The sequence below is a fragment of the Bacteroides sp. MSK.18.37 genome, from assembly GCF_019129155.2.
In the GTDB taxonomy this organism is placed as follows: domain Bacteria; phylum Bacteroidota; class Bacteroidia; order Bacteroidales; family Bacteroidaceae; genus Bacteroides; species Bacteroides ovatus.
In genome coordinates, this window is the sequence record NZ_JAHOIB020000001.1 from 1,613,111 (window position 1) to 1,632,912 (window position 19,802).

A 19,802-nucleotide genomic window follows, 5' to 3' on the forward strand; every position below is an offset into this window, starting at 1 on the left:
AATCGCCATTCAAAAAAACGTGAAATACGTGTAACCCGTGCCTTCTTATTACTATTTGATTAGTCCAAAACCTTCACGCGGATGTTGCGGAACCAAACATCATCACCGTGATCTTGCAAACCGATGAAACCTTCGTGATTTTCGCCACCACAGTTATTCAGCAATTCAAATGCCAAAGGCCATTTATCTTCGCTGAACTTACTTGCCTGCAACATATCAGTCCATTGTTTTGTCCACAAATGATATTCAAGTACGTTTTCATCGTTTTGTCCATGAACCACTGTACCTTTATAAACCATAATCTTAGCCTTGTTCCATTCGCCAAACGGTTTAGAGTTTTGAGGAACTGCCGGAATCATGTCATACAAAGAAGCCGACTGACGATTGTTATCTTTACCCAATTTAGCATCCGGATGATTGGCATTATCCAAGATCTGATATTCAGGTGCGGAAATATAAATAGGTTCAAGCACATCATTACCATCTTTGTCTTTAGAAGTAACTTCCTGAGCTAAATACAGAATACCTGAATTGCTACCTTTAGCAACCTTCCATTCCAATTCCAACTCGAAGTTTTTAAATTTGTGAGCAAAGATCAAGTCACCACCATCACCGTCTTGAGCTTCACCGCCGCCAGAACCGTTGAATTTGATACAGCCATCTTCGATTGTCCATTTAGTAGGAACACGGTCTTTTCCATAACCACGCCACCCGTTAAATGTTTCACCATCAAAGATTGTGATATAACCATTTTCGTCAACAGGCAGATTCAAACTATCAGTTTCCGGTGCTTTCAATGATTTAGAGTAAGACAATGCAACTTTGCTCGGTTCTTCCTGAGCATTTGCTTTTTTCTGACCACCGCAAGAAGCAAAAACTCCTGCAGCAAGACAACAACAAGCTAATGGATAAAATACTTTTTTCATGATAATAACGATTTAATTTTTTATCTTTAATTTCTAATTTATCTCGGCATATCAGGCAGTCTCCAGCCGTCACGATAAGTATGTTTCACTAATTCAGCAGCAAACTGTTTCGCATTAATCGGATCAGTCCATGTCTTGTCAAATGTCGGATGACCATCATGAATCTTGAATCCGTCTTTGATAACGGTACGGATCGTTTCGTTATCACCGATATTCGTAAAGCACATGTTAGCTCCATCCCATTCAAGAGTCTTATTCAGCGCTTGCAAACGAATAGCCAATACACCCATTGCCACCATTTCATTCATTGGTCCGGCTTCTGAGAAATCAGACTTAGTCATGATACGGTTAGATTTATTTTCTTTACATGCACGTACCCAGTCCATCTCGTGACCACCGTTCATAGCATTGGGAACACGACGACAAACCTTTGGCGCATTTGGTTTACGACCAGAAAGCAACCAAGGATTCTGTCCATAACATCCGCAAATCAAAGTATCTTTCGTTCCGTGGAAAATAGTCAAACCACCACCACTCTGCATCAGTTGTTTTCCTTCCGGGAATCCTTTCGGACGTTCAGGCATCATACCGCCATCATACCAATGTACTTCCACTTCAGGCATAGCTACTTTCGGCATATTTTCACGAGCAGGGAAAATCATTTTCACATGCTGTGCCTGCGGAGCACAAGCATTCAACAATAAAGTAGATGACCCTTCCACTTTAGTTGGATATTGCAATTTCAATGCTCTAAACGGCTGATGCAAAATATGGCAAGCCATATCGCCTAATGCACCTGTTCCATAATCCCACCATCCACGCCAGTTCCAAGGATGATAAATAGCATTGTAAGGATTCATTTTAGCAGGACCTGTAAACAAATCCCAATTCAATGTGCTAGGAATTTTATCAACCTTTTCAGGAACATTCAATCCTTGCGGCCAAATAGGACGGTCTGTCGCACATTCCACCTTAGTTATATCACCGATTTCACCATTCCAAATCCATTCGCATACCAAATCCGTACCTTCATCCGATGAACCCTGATTACCCATCTGAGTAACAACACCTGTTGAGGCAGCTAATTTTGTCAATAAACGAGATTCATAAACAGAGTGGGTCAACGGCTTCTGACAGTACACGTGTTTTCCCATTGTCATTGCATCAGCAGTGATGATAGCATGAGTATGGTCGGCAGTTGCAACAATTACACCGTCAATAGATTTACCCATTTCATCATACATTTTACGATAATCCCAGTATTTTTTAGCCTTGGGGAATTCGTCGAACACACCTTTTGCATACTTCCAATCCACATCACAAAGAGCCACAATATTTTCAGTGCCCTTTACGTGATTAATGTTGGCATGTCCCATACCGCCAATACCCACAGCTGCAAGATTTAATTTGTCAGTAGGCGAAACATGCCCGTGACTCATACCTAAAATTGTACTGGGAGCAATGGTTATACCTGCTAAAGCAGCGGCTCCCGTTTTGAGAAACTTTCTCCTCGAAATGTTTGACATGATTTTATTTGTTTAAGGGTTAATAATCTTTGGAAGGTTGCCATGCAACAATCCATATCCATTTTTCATGTTTTTTCTTCGCTCGCGTATTTGCTCCAAAGTGCGCAAATTACCAATAGCAGGCAAATCGTGTTTGCGGGTATCTTTTAAGAATGTCCACGCATATTCGGATGCAATGGCCGAATCGCGCATGGACGGTAAGCGAGAACTGCGCTTTCCGGTTTCTACCGAATCAGCAAACAGGTCACACAATACGTCTATATTCTTGCCACCGAAAGGCTTCTCTACACGGATGGTCTGATTGACACCGTGCAGGTCGACAACAGCAGTATTGAAGTCATGCGTCATACGCACAACTCCTTTTGTACCTATAATATCTACATACGAATTATGTGTCTGGTCTTTAGATAATTGCCCATAAACAAACCCTTGGGTAATATCAAAAACTACACCATTTTGAAAAGTTCCGTGACATTGTACCCACCAAGGATCTTTGTAGTTCCACATATTCACCCCCTGGGCATTCCATGTTCTGTAATCACAACCTGCATACCAACGGGTAATATCTACATAATGCATTCCACAATCATGGAAAGCAGGTCCCTCATACTCATGACCTTCACCCGGTGCCAAGCCGGGAGTCATATGACAAATACGGATAATAGCCAGCTCTCCAATCTCCCCTTGCTGGATATATTCTTTCATCAAATTATGATACCAGGAATTCCGCAGATACAAGTTTACTGTAGAAATGAGGTTTGTGTTTTCCGTCATTTCTACAACCTTCCACTCATTTTCCATTGTATCTGCAATTGGTTTCTCTGAAATAATGTGTTTGCCGTAACGAATAGCTTTTTCTATTTGTCCCATCCTCGAGTCAGCTAAAGTAAAAAGCCCGACTACCTGCACACTTTCATCCTCGAAAATCTTTTGATTATCTTCTACTATAAGAGATCCAGGAGCTAACTCCTTGGCTAATTGACGTGATTCCGGATCGGTATCACAAATATAAGCAATATTCCACCGATCACTTTTTGTCATCGCTTCCCAATAGAATCTTCCCATCCTACCGAAACCGATAATTCCAACTTTAATTCTCGTGTCTACTGAAGATTGCGTGTTCATAATTAAGCATAGTGAATTTAAGTACAAATAATAGGTAAAGTATCGATTTTCACCCTCAGCAGATGAGTAGAAAACCGATAATGCAAAACTAGCCAAATAAATAACGGCTTATTTGACTTACACAACTTTATGTAGATAGAAATTCATTCTTTTACACTATTAATCAAGCAATTAATACTTTCAAAGCATCCAAAAAATGTAGATGATTTGGAACAGTCTCCAACACTAAAATAGCACTTATGTCTCTTGTGTTGAACTAATTTTCATAATTTCATTCTCAAATTCATCTCTGTCGACAGCTGCCTTATTTCTCATCTTCGTGCGATAATTATAAACCGTACTTGTAGAGCAACGGAGGAAGTTCGCTATCTTCCCACTATCCGTAATACCCAAGCGTAATAAAGCATAAATACGAAGTTCTCTGTTCAATAAAGCATCCGGTTTTAAAATAATTTTCTCTTCATCTTTCAACAGGGCGTTAAAATCAGAAACAAAAGTGGGATACAACCCCAAGAAGACCTTATCAAAACGAGTGTATAAAGCGCTAAGCTCTTCGTCGATAAGCGCGGATGATTTTAGCTTCTTAATCAGTTCATCATAGTATTTATTAATAGCTATTTTATACAGCATATTCTGATATTTCTCCATTTTATGGATATAGCTAAAGCATACATCAAAGAATTCGGCTATATAATACTCCTTTATACTATTAATTTCGCACAACTGATTATTTGTATCATTCAGCTGGCTGTTCATGCTATTCAGCTTATTGTTCAATCGCAAAAGCTCCTCATTACTCTGCGCTAATGCCTGTTTTATTTTCAACGTCTTTTTCATCTGAATATAGATGAAAAGCACCAACAAGAGTAAAAGAAAAAGGATAATACTCGTAGAAATAAGGAAAGTAGTCAAATGCGACCGTGATCTGGCCTGCTCTGCCTGATAAGCAGTATTAATAATAGAATTGAATTTATAAATTTCGATGGCCCGGAAATGAATACCAGAAGAAATAACGTCATCGATAGCGGACTGCGTAAATTTAAAGGCATCGGCTAAATTCTGTTCATCATAGGCTATCAATGCAAGAGATTGCAGGGATGCATTTTCCCGCGTAGCATTCCGTGTATCGGCTATTGCTGACAACATCAGATATTTTTTTTCCTCATCATACTTTTTCTGATGGTGGCATAACCTGGAATACGAATGAGTTATCATGGCATAATTAGGCGTCCCCACTTCTTCTATTTCCAGTAGTTCTTTAAAAATCTCTTTCGATTTCAACGTATCACGCCAAATATAATAAGAAGCCTGGGACATTCGATAATCCCAAGAAGTGTGGTCAATGAGGGCAAAAAGCGAATCCTGATATGCAGCCTGCTGCTTACCATACAGATTGTTGGCGACAGAAATCGAATAGTGTCCCCAAAAACTGGAATAAGTTTGATAATAGTTTATTAATAAATCTCTGGGAAGTTCTGAAGTCTTTATACTTTTCAAAATAATCTCCGCTTCACGGAACCTGCCACACATCGAATATAAAAGACTAAGATGTAAAGACGACTGGTTGGTGAAATAAGGTCTATTCAACTGACGGGAAATCTCAATATTGCGATCAACATAATGAATAGCGGAATCAATATGAAATTTTTTATATTCGTTATATAACCGTAGATTGATTCTATATTCTCCTTCAAGAGTCAAACCAGGACTTTTCAACATACATTTTATCCGGTTTATCCGATCCTCTTTCTCTTTAACAAAGACATGCTTTTCATCTATCACTCTACGTAAAGAATCAGTCAATAGTTTCAACTCATCATTCGCATAAAGAGCACTGCCAATTCCCAAAGCAATCAGCAGAAGCAAAAACCTCTTCTTTAGCAAACAACAGTTGAATTTCATAATAGTAATAGCAAAGATAACAAAAAAAGCGATTCATCCATTCAGAACAAATCGCTTTTTGTATATGAAGTAAATTTGCTCTTATTCAGCAACTACCTCGAAAGGAATCTCTACTGAAACTTCCTTGTGAAGCTTAACGATAGCCTTGTAACTACCAACTTCTTTTACAGCGTCTTTTACAACGATGATCTTTCTGTCAACTTCATGACCCAGCTTAGACAAAGCCTCAGCGATCTGGATGTTACCAACAGAACCGAAGATAGTACCGGTTGAGCTAACTTTAGTTGCAATAGTCAAAGAAACGCCTTCCAGCTTAGCCGCCATAGCCTCAGCATCTTTCTTGATTTTCTCAAGTTTGTGAGCGCGCTGTTTCAGTTCTTCAGCCAACATTTTCTTTGCAGAAGGAGAAGCGATGACAGCTTTTCCAGTCGGGATCAGATAATTACGACCGTATCCGGATTTCACGTTTACGATATCGTTCTTATAACCCAAGTTTACTACGTCTTCTTTCAATATAATTTCCATACTTTTCCTCCTTCTTATTTCATCATGTCAGTTACATAAGGCAGCAATGCCAAGTGACGAGCTCTCTTCACAGCCTGCGCGATACGACGTTGGAACTTCAAAGAAGTACCTGTAATACGACGCGGAAGAATTTTTCCTTGTTCATTCAAGAATTTCTTCAAGAATTCAGGATCTTTGTAATCGATATACCTAATACCACTCTTTTTGAAACGGCAGTATTTTTTCTTCTTAACATCTACTGACGGCGGAGTCAAATATCTGATTTCTGATTGAACTTGTTGTGCCATGATTAATCCTCCTTTTTGTTTGATTTAACACTTCTTCTTTTTGCAGCGTATTCAGCAGCATACTTATCCATCTTGAAAGTCAAGAAACGGATTACGCGTTCATCACGACGGAAATTAATTTCCAGCTTGTCAATTACAGTAGGATCTGCATTGAACTCAATCAGTTGATAAAAACCTGTAGACTTCTTCTGAATTGGGTAAGCCAATTTCTTCAGTCCCCAGTTTTCTTCATTAATAATCTCAGCACCTTCAGCTTGAAGAACGCCTTTGAATTTTTCTACCGCTTCCTTCATCTGAACATCAGATAAAACGGGAGTTAAAATGAAAACGGTTTCGTATTGATTCATACTTCGTTTAATTAAATAAATAAATTATTTGATTTTAAATGCGGGTGCAAAGTTAGACATTTTATTTTGAACTACAAATATTTAATCTTTTTTTGTATCCGAAGATAGGATTTATCCGGGAAGAGACTTACCTTTGCAAAGTTGTTTAAACAATAATTTCATGATAGAGCAATTTAATTTCGACATTCGACTTATATTTGCCATATTAAATGGCAAAGTTTCTGCGGCAATCAACCGGAAACTGTACCGTAACTTTCGTCAGAACGGATTGGAAATCAGTCCCGAACAATGGACGGTACTCATTTTCCTGTGGGAAAAAGACGGCGTGACGCAACAAGAGTTGTGTAATGCAACTTTTAAAGACAAGCCCAGCATGACCCGTTTGATAGATAATATGGAACGGCAACATCTTGTTGTGCGCATTTCCGATAAAAAAGACCGCCGCACCAACCTGATCCATCTGACCAAAGACGGAAAAGAACTGGAGGAAAAAGCACGTGTCATTGCCGGACAGACTCTGAAAGAGGCTCTTCACGGTATCACTCTCGACGAATTGAGCATTGGACAGGAGGTACTGAAAAAGGTGTTCTACAATACAAAAGATTAGATAGAAGAACTTCTCTCCAAATCATAAAATCCACTAAATCGTGCATTTATAATGGAATTTTTATCCAAATAATTTCGCCCGTTAAAGAATTATGCTTTAATTTGTGACTGGAATATTATAATCTATTAAAATACACACACATGAAAGGTTTATTAAAGAACTTAGGATTGATATTAATCTTGGTCGGAGTAGTCATCCTGCTGGCTTGTTCCTTTACAGGAAATGTAAACAACAACGCCATCCTGGGTACTTCAGTAGTACTTGTAGTACTGGGACTCATTTCTTATATTGTTATTAATAAGAAGATCGCTGATTAATTTCGCAAAATCAATAAAAAATCCCGGAAACGAATGTTCCCGGGATTTTTTATTTGGAGTTATCTCAAACGCAATCATTAAGATTCAACTTCCGGAGTAATCAGCTTATAGCCTTTTCCGTGAATATTGATAATTTCGATTGAATCGTCTTCTTTCAGGTGCTTACGCAATTTCGTGATATACACGTCCATACTACGGGCATTGAAATAGTTATCGTCAATCCAGATTGTTTTCAGAGCGAAGTCACGTTGCAAAATCTCATTGGCATGTGCGCAAAGCAATCCGAGCAGTTCAGACTCTTTGGTAGTCAGCTTAGTTTGTTTGCCTTCTGACGACAGAATTTGTTTCTGTGTGTCGAAAGTAAACTTACCAATCTTATAGATATTGCTTTCTTTGTTCTTCTTTCCACGAACACGTCTCAAGATTGCTTCAATTCTGAATGTCAATTCTTCCATACTAAACGGTTTGGTGATATAATCATCCGCACCGATTTTAAAGCCTTCCAGGATATCTTCTTTCAGCGTTTTGGCCGTCAGGAAGATAATAGGAATTTCAGCATTTGCTGCACGGACATCCTGTGCCAGTGTGAAGCCGTCTTTTTTAGGCATCATCACGTCAAACACGCACAAGTCATATTTATTCTTCAAGAAAGCCTTATAACCGGCTTCTCCATCAGGATATAACTCAGCAGAATAACCTTTTGCCTGTAGATATTCTCTTAAAAGCATGCCAAGATTTTCGTCATCCTCGCACAATAAAATACGCAGTTTCTCGTCCATATCAATTATTTTTTAATAAAGGTAATGCAATAATAAATTTAGTTCCCACGTTCAGGTCGCTTTCCGCCCGGATGGTTCCCTTATGATCCAATATAATTTTTCTCACATAAGCCAATCCCAGTCCAAAGCCCTTCACATCGTGCAGATTACCCGTATGTACACGATAGAACTTTTCAAATATCTTTTTCAGGTTCTCTTTTTTGATACCGATACCATTATCCTGTATCGAAATCATCAGTTTACCCGACTCATTCCACGTTCTCACTTTCAGTTCCAGATCCTCTTCCGGTTTCTTATATTTCACCGCGTTATCCATCAGATTAAAGATTACATTCGTGATATGCATCTCGTCTGCAAATATAACAGGATCGGTGGCCTCAAGGTTCGATGTTATCTTACCATTATACCGTTCCACTTTCAGCGCAAAGGTATTGACAACTCCTGCTATTAATTCATTCGCATCAATCTCCTTCATCTTCAAAGTGGCCTTCTGACGTTCGAACATCGACATCTGGAGCACCTTTTCCACCTGGAAGCGCAAGCGCTTGGTTTCATCATTAATCACTCCCGATATATGCTGGAACATCTGTGGAGATTTTCCCACCGCGGGATCTTTCAACATCTGGGCTGCTAATGAAATGGTAGATATCGGTGTTTTAAATTCGTGCGTCATATTATTGATAAAGTCATTCTTCATTTCCGTCAGTTTCTTTTGCCGGAATACGATATAAATCGTAAAGATGAATGTCACTAACAATACCAGTGTAAATATCAGCGACGGAATCATGAAACTGATGGAGTCAAAGATATAATCTTTCTTCCCCGGAAAGTGCACTTTCAAGATACTCATTTTGGCAGGCGGGTCATTCTTGAACAATGCCTGCTGATAAGCGTCTTCACTTCCCTTTGCCTCATAATCCGCACAACGGTAGACTTCCCTTCCGTCTTTGTCGATCACCGTAAAGTGATAAGGCAAATCTATACTATTATTATATAAGCTCGATTTCAGATAGTCATCCAGTTCTTTAAACCGTACTCTGTCTCCAATCGACTTGTCACTTCCCCGGTAAATCATCTGCCAGGCCACTTCATCGAGTAATGCCCGTTGATACATATACCGATTCTTGATGGCTTCCACTAATGAACGCGAAGTTTCCGGAATGGTCTTTGTCCCCCTGTAAGGAGAAATCATAGCCTTCGGAAGCTCGGAGGGCTTAGTGGTCATCACTTTCAGCTCAAAATCCGAATATACTTTTCCATCCTTAGACTTCACTGTAAACCGCTGCGTTTGCTGAATCAAGTTGTCTTGTTGTATGGAAGCATTATTCGCAATCAGCGCTTTTCTTTCTGCTTCTGAAATATCTTCGATCAACCAACGTCTGGTCTCTGCATATTCCACATCCTTGGAAACCTGATCCAGGCTATTGCGTACAGCCGAATCAAACTGTTCCTTACGGGTTTTCATCATTTCCTCTATATAACTTACCTGCAAATACAGCAAGCTAAGGAAGGAAAGCCCCATTACAATACCTAATATCCAAATTGTTGACTTCTTCATAGCAACAAAATTAACACTCCCTAATTAACACTCCTAATGCATTAACTTGATTTAACCGGAACTTCCCGGAAATTAACCGTAAGGAGCTATTTAGGTTGTATTCTGATTACTACAACAATAAAACCCCTCCTTTGGTTTGCAAATTTAATAAAAAATTAAATCTTCTCCTTGTGTTTTTCCATCTTTATTAATCATAGTTAAACAAAAACCGCCCCCTTTTACTTAAAAAAGGCGGCGGTTTTAACGTTTTAGTTGATTCTTTATGCCTAACAGATGATAAATACCGAATATTATAGTGAATATTCAATCAATTATCACCTATCATTTATACTTATTCTTCAGTTTGTTTAGCTTCAAAGTCCTTCATTAACTTATCTTGAACATCCGTCGGCACAAGCTCATAACTAGAGAATTTCATAATGAACGAAGCACGTCCACCCGTGAGAGAGCTAAGCGCCGTAGAATAAGATGACATTTCTTTCAAAGGTACTTTCGCAACCAGTTTCTCAAAACCTTTTTCACTACTCATACCCATAATCATGGCACGACGTCCCTGCAGATCTCCCATCACATCTCCCATCCTATCAGACGGAACGAACACTTCTACATCATAAATCGGTTCCAGAATTTTCGGACCGGCATTCTTGAAGGCTTCACTAAAGGCATTACGTCCGGCAAGCATAAAGGAGATTTCATTCGAATCTACCGGGTGCATCTTACCATCGTAAACAATAACGCGCACGTCACGAGCATACGAACCCGTCAACGGTCCTTGCTCCATACGAGACATAATACCTTTCATAATAGCAGGCAAGAAGCGGGCATCGATAGAACCACCGACGATACTGTTAACAAACACCAGTTTACCACCCCATTCCAATGGTATCTCTTCCGTACCTCTCACGGTAATCTTAAATTCCTGTCCATTGAACTTATACGTTTCAGGCACAGGCATACCTTCTTTATAAGGTTCTACGATCAGGTGAACTTCACCAAATTGACCGGCACCACCGGACTGTTTCTTATGACGATAGTCGGCACGGGCAGCCTTTGTAATCGTTTCACGATATGGAATCTTCGGTTCTTCATATTTTACCTGAAGTTTTTCGTTGTTTTCCAAACGCCATTTCAAGGTACGAAGATGGAATTCTCCCTGACCGTGTACCAAAGTCTGTTTCAGTTCTTTTGATTGCTCAATCACCCAGGTAGGATCTTCTTCGCGCATACGGTTCAGGATACTCATCATCTTTTCCACATCCGCTTCATTCACCGGCTTAATGGCACGTGTATATTTAGAGTTCGGATATTTGATAAAATTGAATTTGTAGTCACAATCCTTACCGTTCAGCGTATTACCGGTTTTCACGTCTTTCAGTTTCACGGCAGCACCGATATCACCGGCCTGCAATTCTTCCACCTTGACACGGTTACCACCGGCTACCACATAGATTTGCGCGATACGTTCCTTCGAACCACGGTCGGCATTCAGCAAATCGTCTCCCTCATGAACTTTACCGCTCATTACTTTAAAATAGGAAACTTCACCGATATGCGGTTCCACACTTGTCTTGAAGAAATAAAGAGATTCCGGTCCATTGGAGTCAGGAGCCACTTCTTTACCTTCCGTATTCTGTACCTTTGGCATTTCAGATACAAAAGGAACAACGTTTCCCAAGAATTCCATCAAACGGCGAACGCCCATATCCTTACCTCCGCAAACACAGAATACAGGGAACATACCTCTGGCGATCAATCCCTTACGGATACCTTCACGCATTTCGTCTTCTGACAGGGAATCTTGTTCGAAGAATTTCTCCATCAGATTTTCATCATTCTCGGCAGCAGCTTCTACCAACGCTTTGTGCATTTCCATGGCCTTATCCATTTCTTCTGCCGGAATATCTTCGATTGTCGGAGCCCCTCCTTCGGGTTTCCATGAGTATTTCTTCATCAACAATACGTCGATCAGCGCATTAAAGCCCGGACCGGTAGCTATCGGATATTGGATGGGAACAACCTTAGAGCCGTATGCCTCTTTCAGCTGTTCGAGGATATTATCATAATCGCATTTTTCATTATCAAGCTGGTTGACTAGAAAAATAACAGGTTTATTCAGCTTTTCTGTATAACGGAAGTGATTTTGTGTACCGACTTCGACACCGTATTGGCCATTAAGAAGGATAATTGCTGTGTCGGTCACATTTAGTGCAGTCACTGTGCTGCCTACGAAGTCGTCCGATCCCGGACAGTCAATAATATTAAGTTTTTTGTTATTCCATTCTACATGGAGAACGGTGGAGAAAACGGAGTAACCATACTCTTGTTCAACAGGAAAATAATCGCTAACTGTGTTTTTTGCGGCAACAGATCCGCGACGTTTTATAACACCACTCTCGAAAAGCATCGCTTCCACGAGAGTGGTTTTCCCAGAGCCAGAACTTCCCAACAAGGCAATGTTCTTGATTTCATTAGTCTGATATACTTTCATAATATATAAGATTTTAGTAATTACTCAGTATGTTTCTCACATACCATTAATTTTGTGATGCGCAAATTAGGGATTAATTGGGGGAAAAGCAACACTTATGGCAGTGTTACTAAACAATGTTATGTAACACATCTTTAACATGAACATTTTCGAAACGGGTTAAAAATTATTTTCGCATGGCTATAAACTAATTTCATAGTTGCAACGAGTAATCCGGCACGATGTTATTTTTAGTTGTTTTCCTTTCATACAATAGTTTCCCCGTTGCCTAATCAGTTTTCGTTTGACTTAAGTCAAGCGATAGTTTAACTTAAGTCATTCTATCGTTTGACTTAAGTCAAACGAAAACCCGGCTACAAGTTCGAATCTTATTTATAAAAGAAAAGATCTTAAATTCAGCATTGCAGGAAATTATCTTCTACTAATCGATGGGGAATTATCTATTTAGCGTATTCCTACCCCACTATAAATAATTTCCGTCAACTGCTTTTTTGATATATCTAATAATAGTCTTACTTTTACACCCACAAACCCAAACAGCATAGCTATGGCAGGTATCTATCTTCATATTCCTTTTTGCAAAACGCGCTGCATCTACTGCGACTTCTACTCAACCACTCGCAGCGAACTCAAACCCCGTTATGTACAGGCTCTCTGCCGGGAGTTGACGATGCGTAAAGAATACCTGAAAGGAGAAGATATAGAAACTATTTATTTCGGTGGCGGAACCCCGTCTCAACTGGAAAAAGAGGATTTTGAACAAATATTTGATACCATCCGCGAGCACTACGGATTGAATCATTGTCAGGAAATCACTCTGGAAGCTAATCCGGATGATTTATCGCAGGAATATCTGGAAATGCTTTCCTCACTTCCTTTCAACCGCCTCAGCATGGGAATACAGACTTTTGATGACGCTACGCTCAAACTATTGAGACGCCGCCACAATGCCCGTACAGCCATCGAAGCAATTGACAGATGCCGGAAAGCCGATTTCCAGAACATCAGTATCGACCTAATTTACGGATTGCCCGGAGAAACAAAAGAACGATGGGAAAACGATCTCCGTCAAGCTATCAGTCTGAATGTAGAACATATCTCCGCCTATCACTTGATTTATGAGGAAGATACACCTATATATAATATGTTAAAACAGCACCAAATATCCGAGGTAGACGAAGACTCCAGTTTAGAATTTTTCACATTACTGATAGAGCATTTGCAGAAAGCAGGATTTGAACACTATGAAATTTCCAATTTCTGCCGCCCCGGAAAATATTCCCACCACAACACTTCCTATTGGAAAGGAATAGCTTATCTGGGATGCGGACCATCAGCACATTCTTTTGACGGAATGACACGGGAATGGAATGTGTCTTCAATCGACACTTATATAAAAGGTATAGAAGAAGGCTGCCGTGCTTTCGAGACAGAGTATCTGAACCCAACCATCCGCTACAACGAGTTTATTATCACTACCATCCGTACCGTATGGGGAACACCTATAGAGAAACTGAAACAGATGTTCGGCAATGAAATGTGGAAGTATTGTCAAAAAATGGCTGCACCTTATCTGAAAAATGGTAAACTGGAGGAATACAACGGAGCTTTGCGCCTAACGCGTGAAGGTATTTTTATTTCTGACAGTATAATGAGTGATTTACTTTGGGTAGATTAACAAAACAAACAGCAAGCCGATGACCGAATCAGAAGTTAGAAAGTTATTGCGGCAAATGAAAGAACTGGATTCGCAAACTGCTTTCCGGGACTTTTACAACATGACTTACGATCGCCTCTTCCGCATAGCCTACTACTATGTGAAGCAGGAAGAATGGTCGCAGGAAATCGTTCTCGACGTATTTCTGAAACTATGGAAACAGCGTAGCAATTTACTTGATGTGAGAAACATTGAAGATTATTGTTTCATTCTCGTCAAGAATGCTTCGCTCAATTATCTGGAAAAAGAATCAAAACACACTTACATTCATCCCGATTCTCTGCCGGAGCCACAGGAACAGAGCTATTCACCGGAAGAATCACTCATCAGTGAAGAATTATTTGCTCTTTACGTAAAGGCACTCGACCGGCTTCCGGAACGTTGTAGGGAAGTATTCATTCGCATCCGCGAAGAAAAACAAAGTTATACACAAGTAGCGGAAGAATTAGGTATCAGCATGAATACAGTGGACGCACAACTTCAGAAAGCAATCACACGACTCAAAGAGATGATTTGCCGGGCAGAAATAGATTAACAATTATTTAGAAAAAGAGCGTAGGGAGTTTCTGTCAACCTCCGGTCTTTATCAACAAATAAATCAATCACTAAAAAAGACAGAAAAATGAAAAAGCTAAATGACGCAAACATTGGAATCCTTGTTCTTCTATCAACTTGCCTGTGCCTGTTCTCATGCAACAATGACAACGACAATTTGCCCAAAGACTATGCAGGGTTCGAACATTCGAAGGAAACAGTAGAATGTGAAGGAAACAAATCAGAGTGTGAATTGGAAATTAAAATTGTGGCGATGGAGAAAGCGAAAGAAGACCGGACGGTAGTACTTGCCGCACCTCCTCCGGTAACAGGGCAAGCAGCAGTCATACAACTGACGGAAAAGAAAGTAATCATCAAAGCGGGTAAGAAGTCGGCTACGACTATCATTAAAATCTATCCCAAACAGATGGTATTGAATAAACAGAATGTCACTTTATCCTGCACTCCCCAATGGAAAGAAGGAGGAATCAGCAAACTGACCATTCTGTTGAAACGAAAATAATGGATCAAGAGTAATACAGAAAAAATATGAAACACACCGATACGGAATTAGAAGAAATACTGAATCAGCTCATTGCTTCCACGCGTTCACCGCGAGGGCGTTTTTCAGCAGCAGCCAGTTACCCGGAACTAGAAAAAAGACTGAAGTCGCATACCCGGCATCTGACTTTGATACGCACCTTCTCGGCAGCAGCGGCAGTAGTTCTACTTTGCCTATCGGTATGGACAGCTTATTTATATATGCAACCTGCTGCAATACAAACGATTTCCACTCTGGCAGAGACACGTTCTGTCCGCCTCCCTGATGGTAGTTCCGTCACGCTCAACCATTATTCTTCGCTTTCTTATCCGGAAAAGTTCCAATCGGACAAACGGGAAGTGGAGCTAAATGGAGAAGCCTATTTTGAAGTAAGCAAGGACCCAAAGCATCCGTTTATCGTGCAGACTGAAACGATTGACGTTCAGGTGCTGGGAACCCATTTCAATGTAGATGCATATCATGACAATCCGGATATAAAGACAACGTTATTGTCCGGCTCGGTAGCAGTCAGCAATAAAAGTAAATCTGTTCGTATGGTTTTGAAGCCTAACGAGATTGCTATATATAATAAGGTAGAAGAAAAACTCACCCGCAAGGTTTTAAAGAATGCAGAAGATGAAATTTCCTGGCGACAAGGAGAGTTTATATTCGACGACCTGCCTTTACAAGAGATTGCCCGCGAACTGTCCAACTCATTCGGAGCGACGATCCAGATAGCCGATACAACTTTGCAAAATTACCGGATCACAGCACGATTCCGCGATGGAGAAGATCTGGCAACTATTTTATCTGTATTACATAATGCCGGTTATTTCAACTACTCACAAAACAATAAACAGATTATTATCACTGCTAAACCAGACTAAGATGAATATAATATTCCAAGGTCGCTTCCCTGTCAGAACCATTGTTCTGATAGGGGTGGCACTCCTTATCACCACTCAAATATATGCACAAAATGCGGAGGCCCGGCTTTCGCTGACACTACGAAACGCCACACTAAAAGAATTCGTCAAGCGGATTGAAAACTCAACCGGATATTCTTTTATCTATGGCGAGGAAATTATCATCAAACATAAAATCAATTTGCAGGTAAAGGATAAACCATTGCGTGAAATACTTGACCTCGTATTCAAGAATGAGCAGATCAGTTATCAGTTCACCGGCCGCCATATTCTACTGCAAAAGAAAAAAGAATCAAAAACCGTAGGCCGTAAGTTCACTATCAGCGGATATGTCACGGATGGAACGTCTTCCGAGACGTTGATTGGAACCAATATCATTGAGAGTCATCAGAATCAAGGAACAACCACCAATCCTTACGGTTTTTACAGCATCACTTTGCCCGAAGGAGAAACCGAACTGCGTTTCTCCTATCTGGGTTATGCCACAGAAGCGCATCATTTTACGCTCTCACAAGATACATTGCTGAATATCCGTATGCAGGGAAACACGCAGTTGCAAGAGGTAGTGATCGTTTCCGATAAAACTGAAACGGGCACCGTAGCTACCCAGATGGGCTCTATCGAAATTCCGATGACACAGATTAAAAATACGCCGAGCATACTGGGAGAAGCAGATGTCATGAAAGCCATCCAGCTGATGCCTGGCGTACAGGCAGGAGTAGACGGTTCAGCCGGACTGTATATACGCGGCGGCAGTCCGGACCAGAATCTTATTCTACTGGATGGAACTCCTGTATACAACGTAGACCACATGTTCGGATTCTTTTCGGTTTTTACTCCGGAGGCCGTCAAAAAGGTAACACTATTCAAAAGCTCCTTTCCGGCACGTTTCGGCGGACGTCTTTCTTCCGTCATTGATGTCCGCACCAATGACGGAGACATGCAGAAATACCACGGTACGCTTAGTATCGGATTACTAACCAGCAAAATCAATCTGGAAGGCCCGATTGTGAAAGGAAAAACCTCTTTCAACATTTCCGCCAGACGTTCGTATGTCGATCTCATCGCCAAGCCATTTATGCCGAATGATGAAGAATATGGTTATTACTTTTATGACATCAATGCCAAAATCAATCATAAATTCTCCGACCGGAGCCGTATCTATCTAAGCGTTTACAATGGAAAAGATCATTTTGCCGCCAATTATGATGGAGATACCGACTCCAAGGATGGAAGCACAATGAATTGGGGAAATACCATTGTTTCCGCCAGATGGAACTATATATTCAACAACCGTCTGTTCAGCAACACAACCGTCTCTTACAACAACTATTTATTCGACGTCAACTCATACAACAACAATAAATATGCTAACAGTATGGGAGCTTCGATAATCAACCGATATTCAGCCGATTATCGTTCTGGGATCAATGACTGGAGCTATCAGATTGATTTCGATTATAACCCGTCTCCCACACACCACATTAAATTTGGTACAGGATATATCTATCATCGGTTTCGTCCGGAGGTCATGACATCCAAAATCTCCGAGAAAACAGGAGACAAAGTAGATCGCGACACCACTTACCACAGCATCGCCAACAGCCGGATTTACGGGCATGAGCTATCGGCTTATCTGGAAGACAACATCAAGGTAAATGACCGTCTGCGTCTGAATCTCGGATTACACTTCTCCTTGTTTCAGGTACAGAAGCAGAGTTATTTTTCTTTGCAGCCACGAGTTTCCGCCCGTTATCAACTAGGGAAAGACGTAACTCTGAAAGCCTCTTATACACAAATGAGCCAATACGTACATCTGTTATCATCCATGCCAATCGCAATGCCTACGGACTTATGGGTTCCCGTGACTAAAAAAATCAAACCGATGCGCTCTCACCAATATTCATTAGGCGGATACTATACGGGAATCGAGGGATGGGAATTCTCGGTAGAAGGCTATTATAAAGATATGTATAATGTATTGGAGTATAAGGAGGGAGTCAGCTTCTTCGGTTCTTCTGCCGGTTGGGAAAATAAAGTGGAAATGGGCAAGGGACGTTCGGCAGGTATTGAGTTTATGGCACAGAAGACACTTGGAAGAACGACGGGATGGCTGTCCTACACTTTGTCCAAAAGTGATCGTCAGTTTGCCAAAGGCGGTATCAACAACGGTGAACGGTTTCCATATAAATATGACCGAAGACACAATATCAACCTGACAATCAACCATAAGTTCAACGAACGTATCGACATCGGTGCTTCCTGGGTGTTTTATACAGGTGGAACAAGTACAATCCCTGAAGAGAAAACCGCTGTCATCCGTCCTAGCGATGGCACAAACAACGGATTTGGAGGAGGATATGGATATGGAGATTATTTTGATTCAGGCATAACTTCACCCACCATCGGAGAAGCTTCGTATGTGGAGCATCGTAATAATTACCGGTTACCAGCCAGTCACCGGTTGAATGTGGGAGTCAATTTCAACAAAAAGACCAAACATGGTATGCGTACCTGGAATATCAGTCTGTATAATGCATATAATGCGATGAATCCTACCTTCGTATATCGCAGCACCAGCAAAAACGATCCCTACAAACCGATTATCAAGAAGTATACTATACTTCCATTAATTCCATCATTCACTTACACTTATAGATTCTAAACCCATTATGAGAACTCGTATATATTATCCATTTATCCTGTTAATAGCATTACTGACAACAGTATCTTGCGAAAACGAACTCCCGTTTAGTGTAAAGGACAATCCCCCCAAACTAGTGATGAACGCACTAATCAATGCAGATAGTCTGACCAATGTTCTTTACCTCAATTTCACGGGAAGAGGATACGCCACTCATGCAGAAAAAGCCACCGTGGAAGTACGTGTTAACGGACAGTTGTCAGAAAGTTTACGTCCGCTCCCACCCCAGGCGGAAGGAGATATGCAATGCCGCTTCAACATTTCCGGCAAGTTCTCTCCCGGAGATGTAGTACGTATCGACGCTCTCACTGACGACGGACAGTATCACGCATGGGCTGAAGTTACCGTTCCACAGCGTCCCCACGAAATAACTGATATCGATACGGTCACTGTTCCACTGACACAGTATTATTATACACAGAATTATCTCCGATATAAAATCAACATCAAAGATCGCCCCAACGAAAATAATTTCTATCGACTTATCATGGATAAGCAAATGACAGTGAAAGACTATAATAATGAAATAGGCGAATATGTCACTCAAACCACACACCGTTATCATTTTATATCTCGCGAAGATGTTGTGTTGACGGACGGACAGCCTACCAACAGCGATGACGAAGATAATGGCATGTTCGACACTGTAAAGAATATATATGGGGTGTTTGACGACTCACGATTCAAAAATACATCTTATACCATGACAGTTTACAACCAGACAAATGTTGAGGGGCTTTCCAAATATGGAACGAATGTAAAGATGGATATTATTGTGCGTCTGTTAAGCATTACAGAAACCGAATATTACTATCTGAAAGCACTCAACCTGGCAGATTCCGACGCTTATGATGAGACAATAAACGAACCAATCAAATATCCCGGCAATGTGCACGGAGGGGTCGGGATTGTCGGGATCAGTACGGAGACAAGCAAAATCATTCATATAGAAAAGCCATGGATATGATTTCTGACGGAGGCACTGCTTACCGA

At 40.7% G+C, this 19,802-nt stretch carries 18 protein-coding genes; 8 read left to right on the forward strand and 10 right to left on the reverse strand.

The genetic code is table 11. From position 1 onward, the window contains the following. Positions 1 to 59: 59 nt before the first annotated feature. The 7 genes from KSX81_RS06745 to rpsF form a co-directional block, all read right to left on the reverse strand. Positions 60 to 926: a DUF1080 domain-containing protein gene (locus KSX81_RS06745; RefSeq protein ID WP_004299334.1), complete on the reverse strand. Its 867-nt coding sequence runs from the start codon at positions 924 to 926 to the stop codon at positions 60 to 62. Between the two features lie 38 nt (positions 927 to 964). After that, positions 965 to 2,452, reverse strand: a complete 1,488-nt coding sequence (locus KSX81_RS06750; RefSeq protein ID WP_004299333.1) for a Gfo/Idh/MocA family oxidoreductase — start codon at positions 2,450 to 2,452, stop codon at positions 965 to 967. A gap of 12 nt (positions 2,453 to 2,464) precedes the next feature. Then, complete coding sequence (locus KSX81_RS06755; protein ID WP_032841836.1) at positions 2,465 to 3,577, reverse strand: Gfo/Idh/MocA family protein; 1,113 nt, start codon at positions 3,575 to 3,577, stop codon at positions 2,465 to 2,467. 237 nt (positions 3,578 to 3,814) lie between these two features. Continuing rightward, positions 3,815 to 5,479, reverse strand: coding sequence for a DUF6377 domain-containing protein (locus KSX81_RS06760; RefSeq protein ID WP_044918830.1), 1,665 nt, complete (start codon positions 5,477 to 5,479; stop codon positions 3,815 to 3,817). An 81-nt stretch (positions 5,480 to 5,560) separates the two neighbouring features. Next, the gene (gene rplI / locus KSX81_RS06765; protein ID WP_004299330.1) at positions 5,561 to 6,004 is read right to left on the reverse strand and encodes a 50S ribosomal protein L9; all 444 of its coding nucleotides are present in this window, start codon (positions 6,002 to 6,004) and stop codon (positions 5,561 to 5,563) included. 14 nt (positions 6,005 to 6,018) lie between these two features. Continuing rightward, positions 6,019 to 6,291 (reverse strand): 30S ribosomal protein S18, encoded by a 273-nt coding sequence (gene rpsR / locus KSX81_RS06770; RefSeq protein ID WP_002562536.1) that lies wholly within the window; start codon positions 6,289 to 6,291, stop codon positions 6,019 to 6,021. A 2-nt stretch (positions 6,292 to 6,293) separates the two neighbouring features. Further along, positions 6,294 to 6,638: a 30S ribosomal protein S6 gene (gene rpsF, locus KSX81_RS06775; RefSeq protein WP_004299329.1), complete on the reverse strand. Its 345-nt coding sequence runs from the start codon at positions 6,636 to 6,638 to the stop codon at positions 6,294 to 6,296. 160 nt (positions 6,639 to 6,798) lie between these two features. On the opposite strand from rpsF, the gene KSX81_RS06780 reads away from it, so the two are divergent. Next, entirely contained in the window at positions 6,799 to 7,245 is a 447-nt protein-coding gene (locus tag KSX81_RS06780; RefSeq protein ID WP_004299328.1) for a MarR family winged helix-turn-helix transcriptional regulator, read from the forward strand. A 140-nt stretch (positions 7,246 to 7,385) separates the two neighbouring features. After that, positions 7,386 to 7,562 carry a hypothetical protein gene (locus KSX81_RS06785; RefSeq protein ID WP_004299327.1) on the forward strand — a complete coding sequence of 59 codons (177 nt, stop codon included), beginning with the start codon at positions 7,386 to 7,388 and terminating at the stop codon, positions 7,560 to 7,562. Positions 7,563 to 7,639: 77 nt separating this feature from the next. Here the strand turns inward: KSX81_RS06785 and KSX81_RS06790 are convergent, their stop codons facing one another. From KSX81_RS06790 to KSX81_RS06800, 3 genes are all read right to left on the reverse strand, one after another. Next, positions 7,640 to 8,341 (reverse strand): response regulator transcription factor, encoded by a 702-nt coding sequence (locus KSX81_RS06790; RefSeq protein ID WP_004299326.1) that lies wholly within the window; start codon positions 8,339 to 8,341, stop codon positions 7,640 to 7,642. A 1-nt stretch (position 8,342) separates the two neighbouring features. Further along, positions 8,343 to 9,899 (reverse strand): sensor histidine kinase, encoded by a 1,557-nt coding sequence (locus KSX81_RS06795; protein WP_004299325.1) that lies wholly within the window; start codon positions 9,897 to 9,899, stop codon positions 8,343 to 8,345. A 331-nt stretch (positions 9,900 to 10,230) separates the two neighbouring features. Continuing rightward, a complete protein-coding gene (locus tag KSX81_RS06800; protein ID WP_004299324.1) occupies positions 10,231 to 12,387 on the reverse strand; it encodes an elongation factor G in 2,157 nt (718 codons plus the stop codon). A 547-nt stretch (positions 12,388 to 12,934) separates the two neighbouring features. Here KSX81_RS06800 and hemW point away from each other — a divergent pair. From hemW to KSX81_RS06830, 6 genes are all read left to right on the forward strand, one after another. Continuing rightward, positions 12,935 to 14,065 (forward strand): radical SAM family heme chaperone HemW, encoded by a 1,131-nt coding sequence (gene hemW, locus KSX81_RS06805; RefSeq protein ID WP_052587947.1) that lies wholly within the window; start codon positions 12,935 to 12,937, stop codon positions 14,063 to 14,065. A 19-nt stretch (positions 14,066 to 14,084) separates the two neighbouring features. Further along, positions 14,085 to 14,639 carry an RNA polymerase sigma-70 factor gene (locus tag KSX81_RS06810; RefSeq protein ID WP_004299322.1) on the forward strand — a complete coding sequence of 185 codons (555 nt, stop codon included), beginning with the start codon at positions 14,085 to 14,087 and terminating at the stop codon, positions 14,637 to 14,639. Between the two features lie 87 nt (positions 14,640 to 14,726). Next, positions 14,727 to 15,161 (forward strand): hypothetical protein, encoded by a 435-nt coding sequence (locus KSX81_RS06815; protein WP_004299320.1) that lies wholly within the window; start codon positions 14,727 to 14,729, stop codon positions 15,159 to 15,161. Positions 15,162 to 15,187: 26 nt separating this feature from the next. Continuing rightward, positions 15,188 to 16,066, forward strand: coding sequence for a FecR family protein (locus KSX81_RS06820; protein WP_004299319.1), 879 nt, complete (start codon positions 15,188 to 15,190; stop codon positions 16,064 to 16,066). 1 nt (position 16,067) lies between these two features. Next, positions 16,068 to 18,770, forward strand: a complete 2,703-nt coding sequence (locus KSX81_RS06825; RefSeq protein ID WP_004299318.1) for a TonB-dependent receptor — start codon at positions 16,068 to 16,070, stop codon at positions 18,768 to 18,770. Positions 18,771 to 18,777: 7 nt separating this feature from the next. Beyond that, the gene (locus KSX81_RS06830) at positions 18,778 to 19,776 is read left to right on the forward strand and encodes a DUF4249 domain-containing protein (RefSeq protein WP_004299317.1); all 999 of its coding nucleotides are present in this window, start codon (positions 18,778 to 18,780) and stop codon (positions 19,774 to 19,776) included. The last annotated feature ends 26 nt before the right edge of the window (positions 19,777 to 19,802 follow it).